This window comes from Pantoea sp. Fr+CA_20 (assembly GCF_024520835.1).
GTDB lineage: Bacteria > Pseudomonadota > Gammaproteobacteria > Enterobacterales > Enterobacteriaceae > Pantoea > Pantoea allii.
In genome coordinates, this window is sequence record NZ_JALNPN010000005.1 from 21,387 (window position 1) to 46,316 (window position 24,930).

The 24,930-nt window shown below is 53.5% G+C and carries 24 protein-coding genes; 22 read left to right on the top strand and 2 right to left on the bottom strand.

Features of this window, described 5'->3' with window-relative positions:
• The 4 genes from NR177_RS08465 (at position 1) to NR177_RS08480 (ending at position 3,141) form a co-directional block, all read left to right on the top strand.
• Positions 1-453 carry a universal stress protein gene (locus tag NR177_RS08465; RefSeq protein ID WP_063880438.1) on the top strand — a complete coding sequence of 151 codons (453 nt, stop codon included), beginning with the start codon at positions 1-3 and terminating at the stop codon, positions 451-453.
• 9 nt (positions 454-462) lie between these two features.
• A complete protein-coding gene (locus NR177_RS08470) occupies positions 463-1,272 on the top strand; it encodes a hypothetical protein (protein ID WP_096012888.1) in 810 nt (269 codons plus the stop codon).
• A 243-nt stretch (positions 1,273-1,515) separates the two neighbouring features.
• Entirely contained in the window at positions 1,516-1,797 is a 282-nt protein-coding gene (locus NR177_RS08475; RefSeq protein WP_145394037.1) for a lipoprotein, read from the top strand.
• A gap of 468 nt (positions 1,798-2,265) precedes the next feature.
• Entirely contained in the window at positions 2,266-3,141 is an 876-nt protein-coding gene (locus NR177_RS08480; RefSeq protein ID WP_145394036.1) for an SMP-30/gluconolactonase/LRE family protein, read from the top strand.
• 33 nt (positions 3,142-3,174) lie between these two features.
• Here the strand turns inward: NR177_RS08480 and NR177_RS08485 are convergent, their stop codons facing one another.
• Complete coding sequence (locus tag NR177_RS08485) at positions 3,175-4,395, bottom strand: OFA family MFS transporter (RefSeq protein WP_096012889.1); 1,221 nt, start codon at positions 4,393-4,395, stop codon at positions 3,175-3,177.
• Between the two features lie 265 nt (positions 4,396-4,660).
• Between NR177_RS08485 and NR177_RS08490 the strand changes: the two genes are divergently transcribed.
• From NR177_RS08490 to NR177_RS08510, 5 genes are all read left to right on the top strand, one after another.
• Positions 4,661-4,900, top strand: a complete 240-nt coding sequence (locus tag NR177_RS08490; RefSeq protein ID WP_063880433.1) for a hypothetical protein — start codon at positions 4,661-4,663, stop codon at positions 4,898-4,900.
• A gap of 454 nt (positions 4,901-5,354) precedes the next feature.
• Entirely contained in the window at positions 5,355-5,684 is a 330-nt protein-coding gene (locus tag NR177_RS08495) for a hypothetical protein (RefSeq protein WP_063880432.1), read from the top strand.
• A gap of 26 nt (positions 5,685-5,710) precedes the next feature.
• Positions 5,711-6,004: a hypothetical protein gene (locus NR177_RS08500; protein WP_145394035.1), complete on the top strand. Its 294-nt coding sequence runs from the start codon at positions 5,711-5,713 to the stop codon at positions 6,002-6,004.
• Between the two features lie 46 nt (positions 6,005-6,050).
• Positions 6,051-6,584 (top strand): RES family NAD+ phosphorylase, encoded by a 534-nt coding sequence (locus NR177_RS08505; RefSeq protein WP_109717602.1) that lies wholly within the window; start codon positions 6,051-6,053, stop codon positions 6,582-6,584.
• 74 nt (positions 6,585-6,658) lie between these two features.
• The gene (locus NR177_RS08510; RefSeq protein WP_256852661.1) at positions 6,659-7,030 is read left to right on the top strand and encodes a hypothetical protein; all 372 of its coding nucleotides are present in this window, start codon (positions 6,659-6,661) and stop codon (positions 7,028-7,030) included.
• A 403-nt stretch (positions 7,031-7,433) separates the two neighbouring features.
• Here the strand turns inward: NR177_RS08510 and NR177_RS08515 are convergent, their stop codons facing one another.
• Complete coding sequence (locus NR177_RS08515) at positions 7,434-8,609, bottom strand: ROK family transcriptional regulator (RefSeq protein WP_256852662.1); 1,176 nt, start codon at positions 8,607-8,609, stop codon at positions 7,434-7,436.
• 93 nt (positions 8,610-8,702) lie between these two features.
• On the opposite strand from NR177_RS08515, the gene NR177_RS08520 reads away from it, so the two are divergent.
• From NR177_RS08520 to NR177_RS08580, 13 genes are all read left to right on the top strand, one after another.
• Positions 8,703-10,079, top strand: a complete 1,377-nt coding sequence (locus tag NR177_RS08520) for an ABC transporter substrate-binding protein (RefSeq protein ID WP_256852663.1) — start codon at positions 8,703-8,705, stop codon at positions 10,077-10,079.
• Positions 10,080-10,138: 59 nt separating this feature from the next.
• Positions 10,139-11,050, top strand: a complete 912-nt coding sequence (locus NR177_RS08525; RefSeq protein WP_096012896.1) for a carbohydrate ABC transporter permease — start codon at positions 10,139-10,141, stop codon at positions 11,048-11,050.
• On the top strand, positions 11,050-12,114 hold the full coding sequence (locus NR177_RS08530; protein ID WP_063880425.1) for a carbohydrate ABC transporter permease: 1,065 nt from the start codon (positions 11,050-11,052) through the stop codon (positions 12,112-12,114). The genes NR177_RS08525 and NR177_RS08530 overlap by 1 nt, the downstream gene beginning before the upstream one ends.
• A 5-nt stretch (positions 12,115-12,119) precedes the next feature.
• Complete coding sequence (locus NR177_RS08535; protein WP_256852664.1) at positions 12,120-13,226, top strand: ABC transporter ATP-binding protein; 1,107 nt, start codon at positions 12,120-12,122, stop codon at positions 13,224-13,226.
• Between the two features lie 19 nt (positions 13,227-13,245).
• A complete protein-coding gene (gene ugpQ, locus NR177_RS08540; RefSeq protein WP_109717606.1) occupies positions 13,246-13,947 on the top strand; it encodes a glycerophosphodiester phosphodiesterase in 702 nt (233 codons plus the stop codon).
• Between the two features lie 881 nt (positions 13,948-14,828).
• A complete protein-coding gene (gene tssB / locus NR177_RS08545; protein ID WP_063880421.1) occupies positions 14,829-15,329 on the top strand; it encodes a type VI secretion system contractile sheath small subunit in 501 nt (166 codons plus the stop codon).
• A 33-nt stretch (positions 15,330-15,362) separates the two neighbouring features.
• A complete protein-coding gene (gene tssC / locus NR177_RS08550) occupies positions 15,363-16,910 on the top strand; it encodes a type VI secretion system contractile sheath large subunit (RefSeq protein ID WP_256852665.1) in 1,548 nt (515 codons plus the stop codon).
• 18 nt (positions 16,911-16,928) lie between these two features.
• On the top strand, positions 16,929-18,278 hold the full coding sequence (gene tssK / locus NR177_RS08555) for a type VI secretion system baseplate subunit TssK (RefSeq protein ID WP_256852666.1): 1,350 nt from the start codon (positions 16,929-16,931) through the stop codon (positions 18,276-18,278).
• Positions 18,275-19,024 carry a type VI secretion system protein TssL, short form gene (gene tssL / locus NR177_RS08560; protein WP_256852667.1) on the top strand — a complete coding sequence of 250 codons (750 nt, stop codon included), beginning with the start codon at positions 18,275-18,277 and terminating at the stop codon, positions 19,022-19,024. The genes tssK and tssL overlap by 4 nt, the downstream gene beginning before the upstream one ends.
• Positions 19,024-20,706 (top strand): OmpA family protein, encoded by a 1,683-nt coding sequence (locus NR177_RS08565; RefSeq protein WP_256852668.1) that lies wholly within the window; start codon positions 19,024-19,026, stop codon positions 20,704-20,706. Before tssL ends, NR177_RS08565 begins: the two co-directional genes overlap by 1 nt.
• A 4-nt stretch (positions 20,707-20,710) precedes the next feature.
• Positions 20,711-21,202, top strand: coding sequence for a type VI secretion system effector Hcp (hcp, locus tag NR177_RS08570; protein WP_256852669.1), 492 nt, complete (start codon positions 20,711-20,713; stop codon positions 21,200-21,202).
• Positions 21,203-21,376: 174 nt separating this feature from the next.
• A complete protein-coding gene (tssH, locus tag NR177_RS08575; protein ID WP_256852670.1) occupies positions 21,377-24,022 on the top strand; it encodes a type VI secretion system ATPase TssH in 2,646 nt (881 codons plus the stop codon).
• Between the two features lie 69 nt (positions 24,023-24,091).
• Complete coding sequence (locus NR177_RS08580; RefSeq protein ID WP_256852671.1) at positions 24,092-24,910, top strand: lysozyme inhibitor LprI family protein; 819 nt, start codon at positions 24,092-24,094, stop codon at positions 24,908-24,910.
• Positions 24,911-24,930: the final 20 nt, after the last annotated feature.

Consider the following 24,930-nt stretch of genomic DNA (forward strand, 5'->3'; position numbering starts at 1 on the left):
ATGAAAACAGTGTTGATGGCTATTGATAATTCTCCGGTGGCGAAGAAAGTGGTTTCTTTAACGATTGAACAAGCACAGGCACACCGTGCGGAAGTCGTCGTTTTATGCTGTATCGATCCCGCTTATTCATCCTGCAGCCAACCTATTGATATTGATGCAGGCGAAGATCCGGCGGATTTTGTGGCGGCTCAGGATGAACAAAATACCGCTGAGATGGTGGTACGGCATGCACTGGCCCCGTTGCTGCAGGCTGGCATTAAGGCGCGTGGCATTATACTGGCCGGTGAAGCCGCTGATACCATCGTCGCCCAGTCGCAACAGCTAAACGCCAATATGATTATTATGGGGCGGCGCCATTTGTCACCCTTTAACCGTTTATTAAAAGGATCTGTGAGTGCCGCTGTTGTTGAACGCGCGCATTGCCCGGTACTGATTGATGTGCGTAAGGATTAACAACGTAGTATGACTTCCCTGCTTTTTATTACGCTGGTGGCCTTTGTGCTACTGGCGCTTATCATTGTGATGTTGGTCAGAACCACCCGGTTGCGGGTGTGGCAGGGCGTAGTGCTTTTTATCCTGCCGCTTATCCTGTCGAATATGTTGTGGTTCAACTGGATTTTGCCTCAGCAGCAACAGGAAAAACGCTATGAGCGGGCGGCGGACTATATGGCGCAGGCGACGGTTTATCGCGTGCTGCGCACCCAGGAACCCGCCCTGTGGCAGTTACTGACGCGCGAACTGTCTCACAAACTGCGTGAAGGCGAGCCGATGATTCAGGCCGTCGGTGAACTAAGAGGCTGGCTCACGGATGTGATTAATCAGCGGCTGATGCGCGGCTCAAGTCGCGCCGTCGTTAATTATATTGGCGTTTCCGTCGACGAAATGCAGGCGCTGAATAAGATTGATCCCGGACTCTGTTTTCAATTCCTTTATCCGCAGGTGAAGGGCGGGGTGAATCTGGCCAAAACGCTGCCAGCCGCACTGAATCAAAAGGATGCAGAAGCCACCGAGTATTTACTGCTTAACAGTTTGACCGAAGAACAGCCGATGGATCGCGACCAGGCTCAGCACGACCTGAAAAATATCGTGGATCGCCTTTACCAAAAATGGGGTGATAAGCTGCAACAGCTCAATATGCCTGCAGACACGGCGGTTGACCGCTCATCTATGTGTGCCATGTCCATCGATCTCTACACGGCGATTCTCGCACTCCCTGACAAGCAAGCCGCCAATCTGCTTCGTAGAATGATTGCGCTTTCGGGCGAGGGATAAGCGAAAAAAAGCCCGCTAAACGCGGGCTGAATTGAGAGAGGCTTTTTTTTAGAGTAATGCCTGGTGTTGTGCTTTGAATGTTTTCCGTTGAATGCAGTTTCGCAGTTTAATGGCACATTATGCCAACTGTTTAACCGTATTGAATCAATTGGTAAAACTTCGTAAATACGCAACAGCTCGCGTACTATTCCTATAGATACCCATTTTGCCGCGCCTTACACTGCGACAAAATGTGAGGTAAAAATGAAAAAAATAGTTATTGGTGCACTGGCACTTATTCTGCTGAGCGGCTGTACTGCCAGCAAACCCGGGGCGTTTGAGCGAGTAGATGAAGATGCTCATTCAAACACCGTACAGTACCGTTTCGACCCGTCAAAAGTTAATCGCGACGCGATGGAAATTGATGTGGCGAATTACTGCATGAATAAAGGTTTTGATAAGGTAGAAAATTTACCTGTTCAGGACAGCACAATACCAGGCTTAAAGAAAACCTGGTATCAGTGTAATTATGCGGTGAAGAGTTAACCAATAAAACGAGGTGGGATTTAATCCCACCTTCTTTTTTTTATATTATGCTGTGTGAAATCTTTGCCCTTCAGTGGTTCTCATCTCTGGCAGACCATTTTCCCTGTCGCTGCCTGTCATGCTTATGTCCTGATAGCATTTTTGGCCCGTTTATAAAATAACCCGCTGCGACCATGGGAAGGACTGTTGTACTTATTTCTTTCATACGCCATCTCCTCTTTTTCGATGTTTTAGATATTACGCCGAAATAGTGGAGCAAACATGTAGCGATTGTAGAGTTACCTGCAGAAGTATTTCTTTATATTTCTTTTTCGGCAATGTCGACAAAGCAATTTTAATCTTCCCATCAGAATGGGATGAATAAGCGCAAGCAGAAGTCAGAACCGTCTTAAAAATACGGTGAAAATAGTTCTCCTGGGGCTGGAAATTGGCGCTACATTATTAGCAGGACAATAAATGGAGGCAAACATGGCTCACAAGGTAAAAAATATTCTGCAACTTCAGGCGGAGTTAGGGGAATGCCCGCTCTGGTCGGTCAAGGAACAGGTATTGTGGTGCGTTGATATTTTGGCTCCAGCTATTCATCGTTTTGATCCCATCAGTGGCGAACTGATGACGTTTCCCCAACAGGAAGAGGTGGGGTGCATTGGATTGCGTGAGCAGGGCGGTATCATCGCCGCCCTGCGCGGTGGCGTGTGGCTGTTGGATGAGCAGGGTAAACCGCAGAAGAAAGTGGCTGATAATCCAGGCATCGCGGAGAAAAGCCGTTTCAATGACGGACGTGTCGATCCCTGGGGTAATTTCTGGTGCGGCAGCTTGTGGGAGCCACAGGATAAAAACGGAGGGTTGCTATGCCGTGTGACGCCCGATCTGAAGCTTGATGTCAAAGCGCGTGACATCAAGATTTCAAACGGCGTAGCCTTCTCACCCGATCGTCAGTGGATGTATCACACGGACACGCCGAACGAAGTGCTTTACCGCTATCCGTTGGATGCCCAGGGCGAACCGGGCGAACGTGAGGTTTTCCGACGTTTCGATGCTCGTGGGGGCTTGCCCGATGGTGCAGCCGTAGACAGCGAAGGCTTTTACTGGTCGGCATTATTTGATGGCGGTCGGGTGGTGCGTATCGATCCACAGGATGGCGAAATCGTGGATGAGATCAGTCTGCCGGTTAAGTGGCCAACGATGGTCGCCTTTGGCGGTCGCGATTTGAAAACGCTGTATATCACCAGTTCAAGAGAGAATCTCAGTAAAGAAGATCGGGAGCGCTATCCAGAGTCGGGTGATATTTTTGCGGTTGAACTTGATGTGGCCGGTATGGCGGAACCGCGCTTTCGCGGCTAAAAAAAGGGGCCAGTCTGACCTGGCCCCTCGCGATTACTGACGCTGCAGCAGCGGCTCGCGAACAGACGGGCTCTGCGGCATACGAATTGTCAGTGACAGCAGTAATGACATCACCAATAGCGTCATGATAAGGCTGAACGTTACGGTAAAACCGCCAAACAGTGAGGCGACCAGCGAACCTAAAACGCTGCCAATACCGAATCCCAGATAAATCAGACCATAATTTTTGGTCAAATTATTGAGGCCGAAAAAGTCGCTGACCAGCGAAGGGAAAACGGTAATGGTGCCGCCAAAGCTGAAAGCGATGCAGGCCAGAGACAGGAAAAAGGTGGTTTGATTCATCTGGGTAAACAGTAATACGCTCATGCCAGCTAACGAAATCAGCTGGGCCAGCGAGATAACCCGGATACGAACCATTTTGTCAGACAGTACGCCCAGCACTAACCGACCACTCAGATTAGCCACGGCAATGACAGTCACCGCGTTAGCCGCCGTCTGGGTGCTGAGATGCACTAAGCCTTCCCCGATATCTTTAGCGACGCCAATCACGTACAGGCCACTCATGCAGGCCGTCAGGAACATCAGCGCCAGCATCCAGTACTGCGGCAGGCGCACTGATTCCGCCAGCGTATAGTTGCGGTTTGCCTGGTTTTGCACGGTCGACGGGCTTTGCAATGGCGCATCGCGCATCATCAGCGCCCCGATGATCATCATCGTCATGGCCAATAATCCCCAGATAATGAAGGTCTGTTCGAGCCCAAACTTAGCCAGTAGCGCGCCACAGATAAATTTGAACCCCAGGCTTCCTAGTCCGTAGGCACCAATCGCGCAGGCGGATATCACCCCTTTACGTTCAGGAAACCATTTAACGCAGTTTGACAATGTCATCAGGTAGCCTGCGCCATCAGCCAGGCCCAGCAGAATGCCTGCGCTGAGATACAGCATCATCAGGTTATCGGCATGGGAGGTCAGCCATAAGCCCAGCGCCATCATCACGCCCGCGCCGATAGTCACCTTACGGACGCCAAAACGTTCCTGAAGTTTGCCAGCCAGCGAAGACGCCACCGCCAGCCCCAGGCTCAGCAACCCAAATGAAAAGGCCACCTCGCTGACCGATGCCGACAGTTTTTGCGACAGCTGACCGTTAAACAAACTCCACGTATACACCGACCCCAGCGCAAACTGGGTTATCACCGTACCGATAAGAGTTAACCAGCGTGTACGCTGGCAGACAGCCTGTTGTGGCTTATTCATGATGTTTACTCCCGATGGGAAACTGGAAACTGCGGCCAGAATAAACCTTAGCCTTGCGCGTGCGGGGAGAAAGGGCATGAATGGAATGCAAAATGGAATGAAATGCCGCGAGAGTGGCATGAATGGCAGGAGCGATAAACGTTACCGGTATAGCTATGTGATGACCCCAGGTAAATAGCAGTAAGGGAATGTTACAAACAGTGCTTTTTTCCGGCAGAGTCAGCGTTTTTTTGCCATGCTAAAAGTTCATTCAACAGGAGGAAATATGAAAGACCGGACATATGAATCCGTCACCAGTGAGGATGAGGTTTGCTGCATTATCGGTCAGGCAGTGATTGAATTGAGCGCAGAGCAGCAGCCTGTCACTAAATCTACGCTGGCGCTGAAATTATTGTCAATGGCGGATCGTGACAGTGACGACGAGCGAGTTCTGCTCTACTGGATTGCGCGTAAGGCAATAAATCAACCACAACATCTTGTCAATCAGCAGCAACAATGGGCATGACGCCCGGACAGGAAAGGGTTCCACGCCCGGTACGGTTCAGCCTGTAGCAAGAGCGTGACAGTGGCTCATGCCTAATGTATGAAAACTGACCGTATCATCATGGTAATGCCAGGGATGGCGTCGATATCCTCAACTTTACCTGTCCTCAGTTTTACTTCACCTCTCATCTTTAGCTTCTTAACCGGCATTGCTTTTTCGCCCGCGCTTAATCATAACTGCATCACCTCCCTCGCCCCGGTGGCATTAGCATCGATAAATCCTGCTAACTTTTACGATTACCCCAGATAGCATGCTGGCGATGCGTAACAGTGGGTGACGGTTGAGCGATTGGTTAACCGGCGATTAAGTGCCTGCACGTACCTGAGCGCGTCATACTCAGACATATTCCGCATGCAGACAGTCCCCCCTGTCTTGTGAGAATAATAAATCCCTGTTTATTCTGCCGGAGAGGTTTATGTATTCAGTCAGTCTGAAAAGCCTTGGCGTGCTGATGCTCGCCGCCGCTTGCACGTCATGCAGCCCTTCATCCTCTGGTCACATTTCTCCGGGTAAATGTGATATCGAGGGCACTTACCATGTTAACCTCCCGCGCTTTGATGAAACGGCCCAGCAGTTAGCCCATGCTTCAGGCTGTTTTATTGAGACAGATCTGTCGCGAACCGGCGCTGTCCACGTCAATCCGGTGCAGGGAACCATGACCCTCCGGGAAGCGGTTAGTGACGCGATAAAAGGCACCTCGCTTAAGATCGTGGCGCAAAAACCGGACTCAATTACTGTCGAATAATAATGGCGAATGAAGGCGGTACGTTCATGCATAAGTTAGCTGCTGTAACCGGGATAATGTTGCTTTTATCGGTATCCGCCTGCTACGCCGGGTCGGGTGGTAATGGGGGCGCAGGTGGCAACGGCGGCAGCCAAAATGGACAGCCTGGCGGTGAGGGCCTTGCGGGAAAGAACGGGCAGCGCGGAATGGACGGTTGTCCCGGTGGTACGGCGCGCTCTGCTGATGGTCACTATTATCTGCCGGGCACACATGAGCGGTGTCATCCGCCATCGACCAGAAAACAGCACTGGCACAAACAGATGGGCGTTGAGAGCGTTTAGGTGAGCCAGCCTGAATGTCGCCCGGGCGCTTAATAAGGTGAGGGAAATGGACGCTGACGCTTTTTTGCCCCTTTCGGGCCAGTTTTACCGCTCGGTGTTGTCAACGAATGCGCACGCCGCACTCGCCGCGCCTGGGCCGCAAAGCGCAGGACGTTATCATCGACAGGGGCAGCCCGCACTTTATATGAGCCCCATTCCTGAATGGTCCATCATGGCGGTTTCGGGTTATATGCGGGAAGATGGATTAGCGCGTGTGCTTATTCCGCTTCGCGTGAGCGGTGCCAGGGTCATCGATCAGCGGGATAAGGCAGGTTGCCTGCAAATGGGGATAATCCCCGAGGCATCTAACAGCCCCTGGCGAGCAGCGCTGAAGCAAGGGCTGATGCCGTTGTCCTGGGAAAATGCCGATAAGGCAAGGGCGTCAGGCGCACATGGGATCATTGATTGTTCTCGTATCATCCCCGGCGGTTGGCATCTCTGCCTGTTTCGCTGGAATACGCATGACGCGCCCTGTGTTGAAGTGTGCGGAGAACCTGTAACCATTACGCTTTCATCCGACGGGCCTGAGTGGGGATTGTAGTGGATTTTCGCCTCAGGGCTGCCCAACGCGCCAGCCGAACAGGTTAATTAACGACGATGACCAGGATAGCCGCCATGAGAATGCTATGTTACGCCATGCTTTATCTGATCGCTTTTAGCACCTTCGCCGCGTCGGCTGCGCCAGACTATCCGGGATGCGATCTCAACACGCAACATGATGTGCAGGGCAATGTGGGCGGTGCCATTACCGATCCCCGTCAGGCGCATATCTCCGTACGTGCCAATATTCTTCAGGCCGATATTGCTACTGCCCGCAAAGCCCGTCTTCTGACACAAGCACAGGCGGAAAAAATGTGGCGGCAGGTTGAGCAGGTGCGAAAAGACACCAATCAATTTGTTAAGAAGCAGGGATTCTTGAGTGCTGGGGAACGGGCCAGTTATGACAGAGCGCTGGATCGCGTGGCATCCCAACTCTGCCGGTTCTGATAACGCGGAATAAAACGCCTGCCTCTGGTCTGATGGCGGCGGCTCTTCTTTATTCTGGCATTGTTGCGTGAATATTCGCCTTGCCGGCCGGTTTATTCTCAATGCTTCACGCGCACTCGGCTTCCTGCCAGAACGGGAATATTCACTCCGGCAAACCTGTTTTTCCCCTGTGAAAAGACAGAAACAGAAGCGAGTGGTTTTATTTGTCGGTGCGGACTGCTTTTTCAGGTGGCGGCCGGGATAAACGCGCATCAACCCAGACCGCTCCCGGCGGAGGGGGATATTGAGAGGTATTACAACGCTGGAAACAGAATGGCCACGATAAACACCCTGTTGGACGGCTTCCACTTTACGTTCAGCGGGACAGCGCTTACCGCCCATGGCGACGTGTTTTTAAGCCATGTTAAATCACGCTGAGGTGGCGGTTAAATGCGCTACGATTCCCCGTATCCGGCTGAGCCACATTGTGCAGAACCATGGCGGCGGCACCGAATGCGACGGTATCCGTAGCTGAGATATCCGGCAGGCAGATTTCAGGTTGCACGACATGAGTGCCATTTAAGGTATCTAACGCGGAAAAATCGAGCCAGACAGCAAGCCGTTGACGCACGACCTGCGGCAGTGTGCCCCCAAGATAGATAGCCGCTGGCGCAAGGACAGCGTTTAGCATAAAGCCCAGGCGTGCGATTTCCGGGCCTGTGCGTTCAATCCACCCGTCGAGAACCGATACGTTTTCGCTCAGGAAACGGTGCCAGACAGCTTGTGAACGACCATCCGGTATCTCGCCGAGGTGATTTTTACACCAGGCAGCAAGGTCAGTAAAAGAGGGCCGTGGTCTTTCGAGTGGAAGTAACAGGCCAATTTCGCCCGCATTGCCAAGATGACCGCGATAGCGTTGTTTGCCCAAAATAATGCCGCTGCCGATGCCTTCTGACAGATAGAGATAGACAAAGTCTTGATGATTAGCCGCATTACCGAGCGCCATCTCGCCCATTGCTGCAGCATTGGCATCATTTTCGATCAACACCGGACAGCCCAAAGCCTGCCGGATGGACTCATACAGCCCGGGTTCATCCCAGGAGGTCACTTCGGGGGCCAGATGGAGAGGCGCAATACCGCGTTGAAACCGTGTCGGCATGGCGATGCCTGCACCAATCAGTAAACGATGCGGTATGTGATTTCTCTCCAGCAGCGTTTTGTGACCCTCCTGCATCGCTGACCGAGCCTCGGCAAAGGTTTCATAGAGGCCGATCAGTTCAATTTCATCGACCAATTTGCCTTTGAAATCAAGCAGCATCAGCGTGATAGAAAAGCGGCTGGCATGAATCCCTATGGCATAACCGATTGCGGAATTAAGCGTAAGATCGATGTGCGGTGCGCCCCGGCCAGACGGACGACGAGCCCCTTCGACGACGATACCTCGCTTGATGAGATCGCGGGTCATCATGCTCACCGCCGCCGCTGTCACGCCACAACAATCGGCGATTTCAGCACGCGATGCAGAGTCGTTGCGACGAAGATAACGTAACACGGCAGACTGCGTTGTACCGATTCCTTCCCAATGCTTCGATGAAGTCAATTCATCTTCTCCCGGTCATTTTCACATGGTCATGAACTTGTCATTTAAATAAATTAACTTACTTAAATAATAGGCACAACGGGAATAAAAACCATGTCGAAAAAATTGACTGTCCTCGCCACCTTGGTGATTTCCGCGCTGTGTGGCGGCCTTGCCCACGCCGAAGAGATAACCATCAAACTCTCCACGCTCGCCGAGCGGAGTGCTCCCAACCGCATCACCAATATCGAAGATGCCGCCGACATCATGAACAAGCAATTTAAGGCTGCGGGTGTCGACAAGCATATTGTGGTTCAGGCCAACAGCAGTGCTGTCAAAGGCTGGGACGACTTTGCTATGGACATGCTGAAGGCAATGTCCGTCGGCCAGGGACCGGATATCTATGTGCTGCCCCATGAGTGGATCGGTCAGTTTGCTAAGGACGGTTATGCCATGCAAATGAACGACAAGATCGCCGCTGCACCGTGGGTTTATAGCGATATCCTGCCTGTGCTGTGGGAATCGGCGAAAGCAAAGGATGGAAAGATCTACGGCATACCGCAGGATGCTGAAATACGGATGTTTTTTTACAACAAAGATATGTTGAGAAAAATCGGCAAGGATGAAGCCTTTATTAACGCTATTCCGGCCAGGGTTGAGTCCGGTGATTTTACACTCGACGATCTGACCGCACTTGCCAAAGAAGTCGTGGACGACAAAGCAGCCCAATATGGCATGCTGCACCGCCCGAACGTCGGTATTGATTATCTTATGGTCTTTCAGTCTTACGGCGTGAAATTCATGGATGAGAAGACCGGTAAACTCATGTTTCCTAAGGCTGAAATGGCCGACGCCCTTGGCTGGTATGCACGTAATGCGAAGCAGGGGGTTACCCCTGTCGATAATACGGCGATGAGTTGGGATGCCATTCAGGGGGCATTCAAACAGGAGAAGGCATTTATCTTTCACCAGGGTGTCTGGGCGGTGGCCTGGCAGGTGGGGGACAAAAATGGGGCGGTCTGGCCGTCAGACAAAGAGGGTTATTTTCATAAGATAGGCTGGATTCCGGCCCCGGCGGCCAAAAAGGGCGGTCAGCCTTCAAACCTGTCGCATCCGCTTCTCTATACGGTGAATGCCAAAAGTAAAAATGCCGATATTGCTGCCGAACTCGTCGCACTGGCAACCTTACCCTATTTCAACAACGAGCATGCTGTGACCTCCTATCATACGGCCATCAGCAACGCGCAAACGGCGATGCCGAAATACCGGGATAACTGGGTGCTGTCAGCCGCCTCGCCAATGATGGCGCATGCGAAGTTCGTGCCCAATCACATTCAGTTTGGCAGCTATAACAAGGTGCTGTTCAGCGGTCTTCAGGCCGTTGAGACAGGGAAAATGACCGCAAAACAGGCGGTTGATTTTATCGCTGAAGAGCTTGAACTGCAGTTCGGCGACGATGTTGAGATTCGCGCCTCTGTCGCCAACAAATAGTGTTTAGCCCGTCGGGTGTCGCGCTTAGTGCGATCGTTAATACTTAAGGAGATGAGGTCATGTCTCAGTTCCAGCCTCGGGCGCACCGGCCAGCCCGACCCGTTTTCTATCTCGCGCCCGCTATCGCGTTGTTGGTCGTCTTTTTCCTGGCGCCCATCATCGTCAATACTGTCATCGCCTTTACCGATATGGGCGCGGATCTTCGGGTCGGCCAATTTACACTGCAGAATTTCGAGCGGATCGTGTCACGCGATGCGCGCATTCCTGGCGTGCTCCTGACGACGCTGATCTACGTCACGGCGACATTGTTTATTTTCAATGTCGGGCTGGGTGCCCTGTTGGCCATAACGTCGACGGCCATCCCCGACAGACTCGGTAATCTGTTTCGCGGTCTCTGGCTGTTGCCACGCATGTCACCGGCCGTACTCTACAGTATTCTGTGGATATGGGTTGCCGATCCCACGCCGTCCGGTTTGCTTAATCAGGTAACCGGGTCTTTAGGCCTGCCGCCTGTGAATTTGCGCAATGATTTCCCCTTGTTTCTGATCGTCGTGGCGAATGGGTTGGTGGGAGCATCCTTTGCCATGGTCATTCTGACGTCATCAATTCGCTCCATCCCTTCACATCTCGCCAATGCGGCGCGGATAGACGGGGCGAGCGAATGGGGCGTGCTGCGTTATGTGGTGGCCCCCGCGCTGTCTCAGCCCATTCGATTTATCACGATCTATCAGGGCCTCTCCCTGATGACCACCTACGAATACATTTTGCTCATCACCGGAGGCGGCCCTGTCTACGATTCCACGCCGTATGCGCTCTATATCTACCGTCGTGCCTTTGAAAATGGGGCTTACGCCTATGGCGCGGCGCTGGCGCTTGGTTTGATGGTGATTGGCGTGGCCGCGACCTTAGTGCAATGGCGTGTTAGCAATATGCGCGCGACCTTTGCCGCGCCGAAAATCGAGGTATTGTGATGTCACGCGTACAAACCACAGCGGTTGCCCAATCGAAATGGGCGCGTCTTGAACGTCGAGGCACCGTCAATCGTGTCGGCTTCCTGTCTGCGGTCATTCTCTTCCTGACGATTATTTCGGTCCCGATTCTGCTGCCTTACCTCTGGCTCCTGGCAAAATCCCTGACCACCTCTGATGAGTCCGTCAGCCGGCTTGTGCTTTGGCGTACCAGCGCCATTGCGGGCGTGGCTTATTTCGGGGCGATCGTGCTTGCCTTTCTGGCAGATCGCCTGCGCAGACCGATATTGTCCTGGACTGCGCTCGGTATCATTGTGCTGCTCCTCGTGATGATTTTCCTGATGCCCCATATGACAGTGCACAACTACCGTTTTCTGTGGAACCGGGATATTGCGAATACCGGCACAACGCGCGTGGAGCTGATGCCGTCGGCCTGGACGGCACTGGGTAGCTCCCTGATCTTTGCCGTCTCCCAAACACTGATTGTGACGATCGTCGCGACGCCAGCAGCCTACGCGTTATCGCGCTTTGCCTTTGCCGGTCGGGAAAATTTCCTTCGCGGTTTGCTTCTGTTACATGCTTTTCCCGCGCTGGCCCTGACCATCGCTATCTTCATCCAGCTTCACTATATGGGCCTGCTCAACCATCTCTCCGGCGTGGTGATGGTGATGAGTGCGCTGGAGCTGCCCTACGCGATTTTCGTCCTTAAGGGTTTTTTTGACGGCGTGCCCTGGGATATTGAGATGAGTGCGGTGACAGATGGCGCGACCCGTTTCCAGGCCTTTCGCCTGGTGGTTCTGCCACAGGTGCGTAGCGGGCTGATTGCGATTGCTACCTTTACCTTTTTGCGCGGTTGGGAGGAGTACGTTTTTGTCCAGACGCTACTTATCGACAAAAGCCAGATGACCATGAGCCTCTACCTTTTCTTTGTTGCACAGGATAATACGGGCGCAGATTACGGCATGATCGCCGCCGTCGGCATCATCTACTTACTTCCCGTGCTTGTTCTCTACACCTTCACGCAGAAATACATCACCCAAATGAGTTTTGGCGGTATTAAGGGATAATTGTCATGGCCTCGATCACGCTCAACAATGTCACCAAAAACTGGGGTGAGACCCAGGTCCTAAAACCGATGAATCTTGCCATTGAGAACGGTGAATTCGTTGCCATTCTCGGCCCATCCGGATGTGGTAAGTCGACGACGCTGTTTCTTCTGGCGGGGCTTTATGCGCCGAGCAGCGGTGAGATCGCGTTTGACGGGCACAATGTCAATCGCATCGATGCCCGCGATCGTAATGTTGGTATCGTCTTCCAGTCTTACGCGCTTTACCCAAACCTGACGGTGCGCGACAACATCGCCTTTCCGTTACGTTTTAAAAAAATCGATAAGGACCAAATGGCCCGGCGCGTGGAAGAGGCGGCTACTCTTGTGCAAATAAGCGCGCTGCTCGATCGACGCCCATCGCAGCTTTCAGGTGGGCAGCAACAACGCGTGGCGCTGGCCCGGGCACTGGTCAAGGAACCGAATATCCTGTTACTTGACGAGCCGCTTTCTAACCTTGACGCAACACTCCGTATCACCATGCGCACGGAGCTCAAGAATCTTCAGAAACGCCTCGGCTTCACCACCTTGCTCGTCACCCATGACCAGTTGGAAGCCATCACGATGGCCGATCGGATCATTTGTATGAATCACGGCGAGATAGTCCAGATCGGCACGCCAGACGACCTTTACAGGCGTCCGGACGATCTCTTTGTTGCAGGATTCATCGGCTCACCGCCCATGAACCTTGTGAAGGGACAGGCACTTGGCCGTTTTCTGCAATTAGGACAATCATCCTTTGAACTGAATCACGGATACGATGGCCCCGTTTGTTTCGGTCTGCGTCCGGAGGATATCAACCTGGTTGCCGCCGATCATGCGCCTCTCTGTGGTGACGTTATCACCGTCGAGCCGATGGGACGTGAAGTTTTCTACACGATTGACACGCCAGCCGGCATTCTCCGCGCGCTGGAATATGGTGAAGCGGTGCGTCATGCGACCGGTTCCCGGATCGGTATCGCATGTCAACCCGAACTGACCCTTATGTTCAATGCTTCTGGTAAACGCATCGTCGATCTTCATGCCAACCTCTCTGTATTCTGCCACCCCAGCAAACATGTTTATGCTGGCTAGCTAACAGGAAAATACGTTAATGACCCGAGTCGTATCACACCGTGGTGCCAACCATTTTGCACCAGAGAACACCTTCTTTTCCGCAGACCTGGCGCTTGAACAGGGGGCCGATTACATTGAGCTGGATGTGCGAGAGAGCGCAGACGGTGTGCTCTACGTTATCCATGACGAGACCCTGGATCGCACGACGAACGGCACGGGCCTCGTTGGTCATGCCTTGTCGCGCGATATTGATACACTGGATGCAGGAAGCTGGTTCGACGACCGCTTTAAAGGTGCCATTGTGCCGCGGCTTGATGACTACCTTGAACATCTGCGTGGTCGCGCTGGTGTCTATATTGAGCTGAAATACTGCGATCCACTCAAAGTGGCTGCGTTAGTACGGGATCTCGGTATGGTGCGCGACACGTTCTTCTTTTCGTTTTCCGACGCGATGCGCACTGGCCTTCAGGCCGTGGCACCGGAGTTTCGCAAAATGATGACCCTCGATATCGCCATGTCTCCCTCTCTTGTTGCACCCCTGCATCATGGATCTATCATCGAGGTGAACGTTGAGCAGATGCGTAATCCCGGAATCCTTGAATCAAGCCGTAAGGCTGGCCTTGAGATCATGGTTTATTACGGTGGTGACGACATAAAGGTTCATCAGGAAATAGCGTCTGCGGGGGTAGATTATATCAACCTCAACCGCCCGGATATTTTCAGCACCACACGGCGTTAGTTTGCTGGGGCCCGCTGCCAAATGATACTAATCGCTCGCGTCACCAATGTGATTTGCACGATTTTATCAGGGGATGGATGGGAAGTTTGAAATATTACCTTAATCTGGCTCATCACTATTGAGCAGGCAATGTTACCGAATTCTGTCTGTCGATGATGCCATTCAGTTTATCGATACGTTCAGATCGCTGAAAAGTGAGTTGCGCCGCTCCCTGCATATTGCCGCCTGGACGGTTGTTGTTCCCGATCGTCCAGGCACCTGGTGCCTGAGATTTACCTGTCACAGGCACCGGCATGAAAAAGGTGAAGAGCCCAGTAGTGATCGTTACTCTCCTCCAATAAAAATAAATAACCCCAGGTTAACGAAAAGAGAATTATGAAAGTATGACGATGTCTTCATATTTTCCCGAGTGCAGTCGCATCCTGATTATTATTTTTGTTAAAACTAAAATTAAATATTTTACATTGTGGTCGGGATTTTTAGGGATTCAATCCCTAAGCTAAATTGATCACTTACTGAACACCCTTGTCCCATGCGGCATGAAAAGGTTATTAATTAAAGGTCATATAAATCAAAAAGATGATATAAAAATGTTAAGCCTGATTATTGTAACTTTTTGTTACACTTTTTCATTTACTGTCATGTGTTTAACCTTCTTACACTCTGTCCGTTGGCGTTTATCCGAATGTTTTCCATCGCAGATAAACGCTCAACAATACAGTGTCGACATGCTGGTGAATGGAATGCACCCGCTTTTGATTCCGGGTTTTTATTCTCGTCGGATGACGTGAACCGGGACGTTGTTCTTGCTGGGTTTGCTTTTCTTATTAATTTCTCGCTGGCATTGACCGTTTCTATAACGCAATAGAACAGGGACAGCCATGTCTAATTCTTCCTATCAGTCCGAAATTCCGAAAGCACGTATTAATCTAAAACTTGAACTGCATACCGGTGGCGCGAGCAAGAAAACAGAGCTCCCCCTGAAATTACTGGTTGCGGGTGATTTCAGTCATGGCAAGGAGACCGCACCGTTATCCGAGCGAAAAAAAGTTAATCTGAACAAAAATAATTTCGACGCCGTACTTTCCGAATATTCCCCAGAAGTCAATCTTACCGTTCAAAACACGCTTGCCGGTGACGGTAGCGAAGAAAATATCCGTCTGACATTTCAGAGCATGAAAGATTTCTCTCCGGAACAGGTGTCCCGACAAATACCTCAACTGAAAGCCATGCTTTCCATGCGCAATTTGCTTCGTGATTTAAAGGCCAACCTGTTGGACAACCAGACTTTCCGAAAAGAGCTGGAAAATATTCTGCTCGATCCGGCATTAAGTGCCGAACTTCGGTCTGAGCTGTCTGCTCTGGCCCCGAAACAGCCCTAACGGTCAGAGTGTTTTGACGGATTAATAAGGAAGATGTTGATGTCTGTAAAAAATGAGAAGGCTGCGGGTGGCGAAAGCGTGGTACTGGAACGCCCAGCCGCGGGTGGGGTTTATGCGTCCCTGTTTGAAAAAATCAATCTGAACCCGGTGTCTGAACTGAGCGCACTGGATATCTGGCAGGATGCACAGGCGATGTCGGATGCAACGGCGGATGAACGTCTGACCGCCGGCATGCAGGTGTTTCTGGAATGCCTGACAAAATCTGGCTCAACAGTTGAGAAACTCGACAGAAACCTGATTGACCATCATATCGCGGAACTGGACCACCAGATCAGCCGTCAGCTTGATGCCGTCATGCATCACGATGCTTTTCAGGCGGTGGAAAGTCTGTGGCGCGGTGTGAAATCCCTGGTCGATAAAACCGATTTCCGCCAGAACGTGAAAGTTGAACTGCTGGATATGTCGAAAGAAGACCTGCGTCAGGACTTTGAAGACAGCCCGGAAATTATCCAGAGCGGACTGTATAAACACACTTACATTGATGAATATGACACGCCGGGTGGCGAACCGATTGCCGCGCTGATCTCCGCCTACGAATTTGATGCCTCTGCACAGGATGTGGCCCTGTTGCGCAATATCTCGAAAGTCTCTGCCGCAGCACATATGCCGTTTATCGGCTCCGCAGGTCCGAAATTTTTCCTCAAGGACGCCATGGAGGAGGTGGCGGCCATCAAGGATATCGGCAACTACTTTGACCGCGCGGAATACATCAAGTGGAAATCCTTCCGCGAAACCGATGATTCCCGCTATATCGGTCTGGTGATGCCGCGTGTACTGGGCCGTCTGCCGTATGGCCCGGATACCACGCCGGTCCGCAGCTTCAACTATGTCGAAGAGGTGAAAGGCCCGGATCACAACAAATATCTGTGGACCAACGCCTCGTTTGCCTTTGCCGCGAATATGGTACGCAGCTTTATCAACAACGGCTGGTGCGTCCAGATTCGTGGCCCACAGGCGGGCGGTGCCGTTCAGGACCTGCCTATCCATCTGTACGATCTGGGCACCGGTAATCAGGTGAAGATCCCGTCTGAAGTGATGATCCCGGAAACCCGCGAATTTGAATTCGCCAACCTGGGTTTCATTCCGCTGTCGTACTACAAAAACCGTGACTACGCGTGCTTCTTCTCGGCGAACTCCACCCAGAAACCGGCGCTGTACGATACAGCGGATGCGACCGCCAACAGCCGTATCAATGCCCGTCTGCCCTACATCTTCCTGCTGTCACGCATCGCCCATTATCTGAAACTGATCCAGCGTGAAAATATCGGTACGACCAAAGACCGTCGTCTGCTGGAGCTTGAGCTGAACACCTGGGTTCGCAGTCTGGTCACGGAGATGACCGATCCGGGCGATGAGCTGCAGGCGTCTCACCCGCTGCGTGATGCGAAAGTGGTGGTGGAAGACATCGAAGACAATCCGGGCTTCTTCCGCGTGAAACTCTTCGCGGTGCCGCATTTCCAGGTAGAAGGCATGGACGTCAACCTGTCACTGGTTTCCCAGATGCCGAAGGCGAAATCGTAAGGCGAGGGGAAATCAGGGATGAAAATTCATCGTCCGTTATGGAATGAAGGGGTGCTTCTTTCCCCTCAACAGTTTCAGCAGCAGTCTGAATGGGATGCATTTTCCCGGGCCGGTATTGCCGCCCGCGGAAGCGCCTTTCCCTGGGGCGTCGGTCGGGTAGAGCTGGATGAAGCAATGCTGGCCTCCGGCCGAGTCCAGGCGCAGTCGCTGCGTCTCTGGCTCCCGGATGACACGCTGGTTGATACCCGGTTCAGTGATCTGCCACCGGAGCCCCGTGAAATTGAGGTTCCGGTTTCTGCCAGCAATGCTCCGGTGACAGTGTATGTGGCATTACCGGTGATGCAGGCCGGGATCGTGAATGTGCAGACAGACACGCTACCTGCAGAGCGCCCGCTGCGCTATCGGGAAGCGTGGGAGACAATCGCCGACCGCTTCGGTCAGGAAGAAGAGTCGATGGCGGTGGCCCGGTTTAATCTGGCATTCCGTTTCGGACATGAAGACAACAGCGCCTGGGATTTCTGCGCCATTGCCCGTCTGTTACAGGACGGGCAGGGGGGCTGGTGTCAGGACCCAGACTTTATCCCACCAATGGCGCTGTTTTCGGCAAGTCGCAATCTGTGTGAGCGCCTGGCATTACTGAATCTCCAACTGCGCTCCCGTCGTCAGCGTCTGATGTCCATGCGTCGTGAGAGCAACGACAGGATGGCCGATTTTACGGTCGCTGATGTTTCTCTATTCTGGCTACTGAATGCCCTGAACTCACACGCCCGGGTGCTCTCTGAGTATGAGCGTTTCCCTGACAGGCATCCTGAGCAGGTCTGGGCCGAGCTGGCACGTCTTGCCGGCAGTATGCTGACCTTCTCGCTGGAGCATGATCTGGATGCCATTCCGGGTTATGACCACCGCGCGCCGGAGAAAACGTTCCCGCCTCTCTTCGACCTTATTAGCGAATTACTGGAAGCCAGCCTGCCATCACGGGTGGTGGCTGTCCGTATGGAACGCATGGATCCGGAAACGTGGAAAGCGGTGCTGCACGATATTCGCTTGCGCGATGAAGCCGACTTTTATCTCTCCGTAAGGGCGAACCAGCCAGCCTGGCAAATTGCTGAACGCTTCGCCGAAGTCTGTATTGCCGGGGCTCCGGCTAGTGTGGGGGAAGTGTCCGGCCTGGCCGTCGAAGGTATTGGCCTTATTGCCCTGAGCCGCGTGCCTGCTGCGCTGCCGGTACGTCTGGATAATCAGTACTTCGTGCTGGATATGGAAAGCGATGCCGTCCGTGAAATGCTGGATCAGGGTGTCTGCGTCTTCTATGTCCCGTCCGTGCTCGGCGAGCTTGAGCTGGAACTGTTTGCGGTGCTGCGCTCATGATAAAGGACTTCGATATTGATGCCTTGATGGCGGAAACCTGGTTGACCGTCGCACAGTTGCGTCACGGCGGGCACGTACCGGACGGCCCGGCGCTGTATGCTGCGTGTAAAGCACAGGTGGATAGCGTGCGCAAGACGCTGGACAGGGCAGGGTTTGATGCAGAAAGTATCGATCACATTACCTATGCCCAGTGTGCTCTGCTGGATGAAAGCGTTCTGAACCGCAGGCCAGAGCTGAAAACCGCAGTAGTGGATGCCAGTGGGACTGACGCCACAGAAAGTTCCACTGATGAAATGTCCCGTGATGCACTGAACATAGTTACACTGGACGCGGGGCAGAAAGCCTGGCGCTCAGCGCCGCTGCAGGCGGTGTACTTTGGTTCACTGCGTGCCGGTGAGGCACTGTATGACCGCATCACGGAGATACTCCGACATCCTGCGCCTGAGCCTGCTGTGCTGACCTGCTACCAGCGGGTACTGGCACTTGGTTTTCAGGGGCAGTACCGGCTGTCCGGTGTGGAGCAGTCCCGTCGTGATGAGGTTATCGCCGCACTGAATGAACGCGTGCCACCGCTTGAAACCAGCGCCTCCCTGGTAGTGCAGAAGACTGGACGACGTCGTTACAACCTGTTGCGTTCCGTATGGTTCTGGATTGTGCTGGCGGTGATCCTGACTGGTGCTGTGTGGCTGGGCGGTCATCTGTGGCTGCAGGACCTGCTGCACCAGCAACTGCCGGAGCAGCCCTGATGTGTGGACGAACACTTGTCTGGGCTGCCCTGCCGGTATTGCTGTGCCTTGTCGCTGTGTTGTGGCTGGCTTGGGGGTTTCTCGCATGGCCGGTCGCAGGAAAATCGATCCTGACACTGCTCGTTATGCTGGTTTCCGCTGTCCTTATCCGTCGGCGTTACTGTCAAAAACGGCCTGCGCAGCCGGTCGATGAAGCCGGTCACTTCCCGTCTGAAAGCCATACCGGGCCGATTGTGCTGGTTTGTGGGGATGTGGATGATGCGATGTTTGTGGCAGGCCCGAGTCGGGGCACGGCACAGGGATTGTATCTCCGGATAGCGGAACTGACCGAACTCACGCATTTTGTAAAGCGTTTGCTGACCCGCACCCCAACGATGGCAGGCCAGCTCGCCGTGATGTACCGCTGCCTGCCTGACCAGCATGAGGATGAGGCGTTATTACGCGCTTCCCTGAAGGCACTGCGCCTGCAGATGAAGCAGTTGCGGGAACTAACCGGCAATAGCGTGCCGGTGATCCTGAATACTGAATTCAGCGGTCCGGAAACACCGTGGATAGTGGTGCGGGGCAATTCAGCTCTGGTGTGTCCGGAGGCGGAGCCTGCCATTCCCCTCAGCGAATGGGAGCTGTCGTTAAAGACGGCCCTTATTAAGCCGTACCTGATCCAGGCGACATCGCTGCTTCACGCCGTGATGCTGGATGAACTGGGCAAACCGGACAGGCTATGTCCACCTGTCCGGCCGTTTGCTGTCACCCTGCGCATGGGGTCTGTATCCACCTCGACAGCCGCGCTTTGGCCACAGTTACTGTTTCGCCAGACCCATATTGCTCCAGTCGGTCGTGCCACGGCCTGTGAACCGCGCTGGCATTTTGCCGATGCGGTACTCCCTCTGCTTGCCCCCTATACCACCCCGTTGCAGGGGGGGAATACTGGACGTCGGGTGGTGATGGTCCTGTTGTTATGTGCCCTTGGCGCTATAGCGCTGTCCGTGCGACATAACCAGTCGCTTATCCGTAAGGTTAGCACCGACCTCCAACGCTGGCAGGCTATCCCTATGGGCCACTACGCTCCTAAAGCACAGGCCCTGCATGCCCTGCAGCAGGATGCGCTGCAACTGGAGCACTGGCAGCGTCAGGGGGAACCACACCGCTACGGGCTTGGGTTGTACCCAGGTAATCGTCTGTGGCTGGCTGTGCAACAGGCCATTGATACGTATGTACCCCCGCCGTCCGCGCCGAAACTGACGCCCAAAACCATGCCAAAAATTGTCCGCCTCGACAGTATGTCGCTGTTCGACTCGGGCAAGTACGACCTCAGACCCGGCTCCACCAAAATGCTGGTGAACTCGCTGGTCGGCATCAAAGCGAAGCCGGGCTGGCTGATTGTCGTCGCCGGTCACACGGATAACACCGGCAATCCGCAACGGAACCAGACACTGTCCCTGAAACGTGCCGAAGCGGTACGCGACTGGATGCGTGACACCGGCGACGTGCCGGAAAGCTGTTTTGCGGTGCAGGGCTATGGCGAAAGTCGTCCTGTTGCAACGAATGACACCCCGGATGGGCGCGCGCTCAACCGCCGTGTCGAAATCAGTCTGGTACCGGAGGCGAATGCCTGTCAGATACCGGGCTATACCCAGGCGTCATCTCAGGATGATGGCGCATCACTACACAATGGAGAGTAATTCCATGGCAATTCCTGTTTATCTTTGGCTAAAGGACGACGGCGGCGCGGACATTAAAGGGTCTGTGGACGTTCAGGATCGTGACGGCAGCATCGAAGTGGTGGCTCAGGAGCATAACCTGTATATCCCGACCGATAACAACACCGGCAAGCTGACCGGTACCCGCATCCACACCCCGTTCCTGTTCACCAAGGAGATCGACTCCTCCAGCCCGTATCTGTACAAGGCGGTGACCACCGGCCAGACCCTCAAGTCTGCGGAATTCAGGTGGTACAAGATCAACGATGCGGGCCAGGAAGTGGAGTACTTCAACACCAAACTTGAGAACGTAAAAGTGGTGAAAGTGAACCCTGTGATGCACGACATCAAGGATCCTGATTACGAGAAACACAACCACCTTGAGCGCATTGAACTGCGTTACGAAAAAATCACCTGGACCTACAAAGACGGCAACATCATTCATTCCGATTCGTGGAACGAACGCGCCACGGCGTAAGCCTGATGCGGGCAGGGAGACTTGTCCGCAGTTTTTCTGAGTGCCTGCCCGGCGGGTACTGAGCAAAACATCCTACAACCGAGAAATCTGACCTGATGCGCTTAGGTTCCTGACCACAGGAAAAGCGATGGGCGGTAGCGTGCCTGAAGGTCTTCAGAGAGCGAGTTTAAAAACATGGAAAACCCGGCAATCCTTCTTCGACGTCTCAACCCTTACTGTGCCCGCGCGATGGAAGGGGCTGCCTCTCTGTGTCAGACCCGCGCCCATGCAGAAATTCTGCCGGAGCACTGGCTGCTGAAGTTGCTCGAACAGGGGGAAGGTGACCTGACGGTGCTGGCCCGCCGTTACGAGTGGGACATGGACAGCATCTGGCAGGATTTACTCGGCTGGCTGGATAAACAGCCGCGCTCCGTGCGCCACCGACCGCAGCTCTCCGATAATATCCAGTCTCTGATGCAGGAAGCCTGGCTGATTGCCTCGCTTAACGGTGAAGAACAGATCCGAAGTCACCACCTGCTAATGGCGCTGGTTGAAAAACAGAATTTGGTACGCTGTGATGGTCTGTGGCCGCTGCTGACCCTGGGGCAAAGCCAGCTTGAACGCCTGCGTCCGCTGCTGGACGCACAGTCAGACGAACGCCCGCAAGTGCAGCAGGAAGCCGAACTGGCGCAGAGACACGGCGGGGAGGTTGAATTTGTGGTTCGCCCGGTTGGCAAGGACGTGAAGGAGGGCGAACTGAACCCAGCGTTACAGAACGCACTGGATAAATTCACTCTCGACGTCACTGCCAAAGCCAGAGAGGGTAAAATCGATCCGGTGTTTGGGCGTGATACGGAAATCCGCCAGATGGTGGATATTCTCTCCCGCCGCCGCAAGAACAACCCTATCCTGGTGGGTGAACCAGGCGTAGGTAAAACCGCACTGGTCGAAGGCCTGGCGCTGCGTATTGCCGAAGGCAACGTACCGGAATCACTCAAACCGGTTATCTTGCGCACCCTGGACCTCGGCCTGTTGCAGGCAGGCGCAGGCGTGAAAGGCGAGTTTGAACAGCGTCTGAAAAACGTCATTGATGCCGTGCAGCAGTCACCAGTGCCGATCCTGCTGTTTATCGACGAAGCCCACACCATTATCGGTGCCGGTAACCAGGCCGGTGGCGCGGATGCCGCCAACCTGCTGAAACCTGCGCTGGCGCGTGGCGAATTGCGCACCATTGCCGCGACAACCTGGTCCGAATACAAGCAGTACTTCGAACGCGATGCCGCGCTGGAGCGCCGTTTTCAGAGGGTGAAAGTGGATGAGCCGGACGATGAAACGGCATGTCTGATGCTGCGTGGCCTGAAATCCCGCTATGCCGAACACCACAACGTGCACATCACCGACGATGCGGTGCGTGCTGCCGTTACGCTTTCCCGACGTTACTTAACAGGCCGCCAGTTGCCGGACAAGGCGGTGGATTTACTCGACACCGCGAGCGCCCGTGTGCGCATGAGCCTGGACACTGTACCGGAACAGCTGATCCGCATTCGCTCGCAGATGACGTCGCTCGACATAGAGAAGCAGGCGTTGCTGGAGGATATTGCCGTTGGTCGTCAGAGCCACCGTGAACGCCTGACGGCGATTGAGCAGGAAGAAGCGCACCTGATGGCGGAACTCGAGGAGCTGGAAACCCGGTACGTTGAGGAGCTGAAACTCACTGAACAACTGATGGAATGCCGCCAGGACACTTCCCGTCAGAGCGAGATGTACAGGCTGCAACAGGCGCTGAACGGCATGCAGCACAGTAACCCGTTGTTGACGGTGGATGTGGACGTGCGCACCGTAGCGAATGTCATCGCCGACTGGACCGGCGTGCCATTGTCGTCGCTGATGAAAGACGAACAGACTGAACTGCTGGCCCTGGAAAATGAAATCGGTAAACGCGTGGTCGGGCAGGACGTGGCGCTCGCTGCCATCGCCCGGCGCCTGCGCGCTGCGAAGACCGGGCTGACGTCCGAAAACGGTCCACAGGGCGTATTCCTGCTAGTCGGCCCGAGCGGGGTCGGTAAAACCGAAACCGCGCTGGCGCTGGCAGACGTGCTGTACGGCGGTGAAAAATCGCTGATCACCATCAACCTGTCGGAGTATCAGGAGCCGCACACCGTTTCCCAACTGAAAGGCTCACCGCCGGGCTATGTCGGTTACGGCCAGGGCGGCATTCTCACCGAAGCGGTACGCAAACGCCCGTACAGTGTGGTGCTGCTGGATGAAGTGGAAAAAGCCCACCGTGACGTGATGAACCTGTTCTATCAGGTGTTCGATCGTGGCTTTATGCGCGACGGCGAAGGCCGGGAAATCGACTTCCGCAACACGGTCATTCTGATGACCTCGAACCTCGGCAGTGACCACCTGATGCAACTGCTCGATGAACAGCCGGATGCCACCGAAAGCGACCTGCACGAACTGCTGCGCCCGATATTGCGCGACCACTTCCAGCCGGCACTGCTCGCCCGCTTCCAGACCGTCATTTACCGTCTGCTGGCGGAAGCGGCCATGCGTACCATCGTGGAAATGAAACTGGCTCAGGTCAGCAAACGCTTACATCGTCACTACGGCCTGACCACGCATATTGACGAAAGCCTGTATGACGCTCTCACTTCTGCCTGCCTGCTGCCGGACACCGGCGCCCGTAACGTCGACAGCCTGCTGAATCAGCAAATTCTGCCGGTGCTGAGTCAGCAGTTGCTGACCCATATGGCGGCGGAGCAGAAACCACGCAAACTGGCACTTGGCTGGAGTGAGGAGGAGGGGATTGTGCTGGAATTTGATGCCGCGAAATCATAACGCAGAACGGAATTATTCATTACTGGCAACGGAATGTTGCTGTTACTGCTAATAAAAAGGAAGCAACACATGACGTTTAATAAATTTGTCCCGGTGGCTATTGCTCTGACTTTTACAGCAAATGCTTATGCGGGATTTTTTAGTTCATCCGATGATTTTAAATGTGGCAGAGAAGATGCCTTGAAAGCCCTTTCGGATTCTTTTCGCAGTGATGCTTCAGGCTTGCTGCAAAGTGATTACCTGACAAAATCCAGACACAGTTATGATAAACCCGTTGCTGACTATCAAAATAAGCTTAATAGCCTGGTGATTGGCGTCAGTAATGTTTCTACGTCTGGTCATGGAAGCTATGGTCTGAATTGTAGCGCAAGTATCTCAGTGAAAGTGCCACAGCAAACACTGGATGTGGTGAGTAGCAAACCAGACTATTTGCATTCCATTACAGGGGATTATGGAAAACTGAATGATGGAAGCGTGGTCTGGAGTGATGTCAGTTACAGCGCTAAGCTTGCAGACAACGGTAAGGATGTCATCTTTAGCCATTTTAGCAAGGCTGATTTGTCTGATGCCCTTTTCAATATCAGTGTGTTGTCCGTCAATAAAAGCCAGATTATTCATGCTCAGTTTAAAGGCACTCTGGATTCTGCGAAGGCCGAATATAAAATTTCAGACCGCAACCTGAATTCCGTGTGGCGAGAACTCCCAGACTCTTCGCGAAATGCGTTAAAAAAAGAACAGCTGGCATGGGTAAATGAAAAAGTTACTAAATGCGGCAAATTGTCGGACGCAGAATCGAACAATATCGATATTAGACATCGTATTGAAATTTATCAGTGCCAGATAAGAATGACCAATGACCGCATTGCTTTCCTTAGTGGTGATAATTAATTGACGGTGGCGGGTGTTCT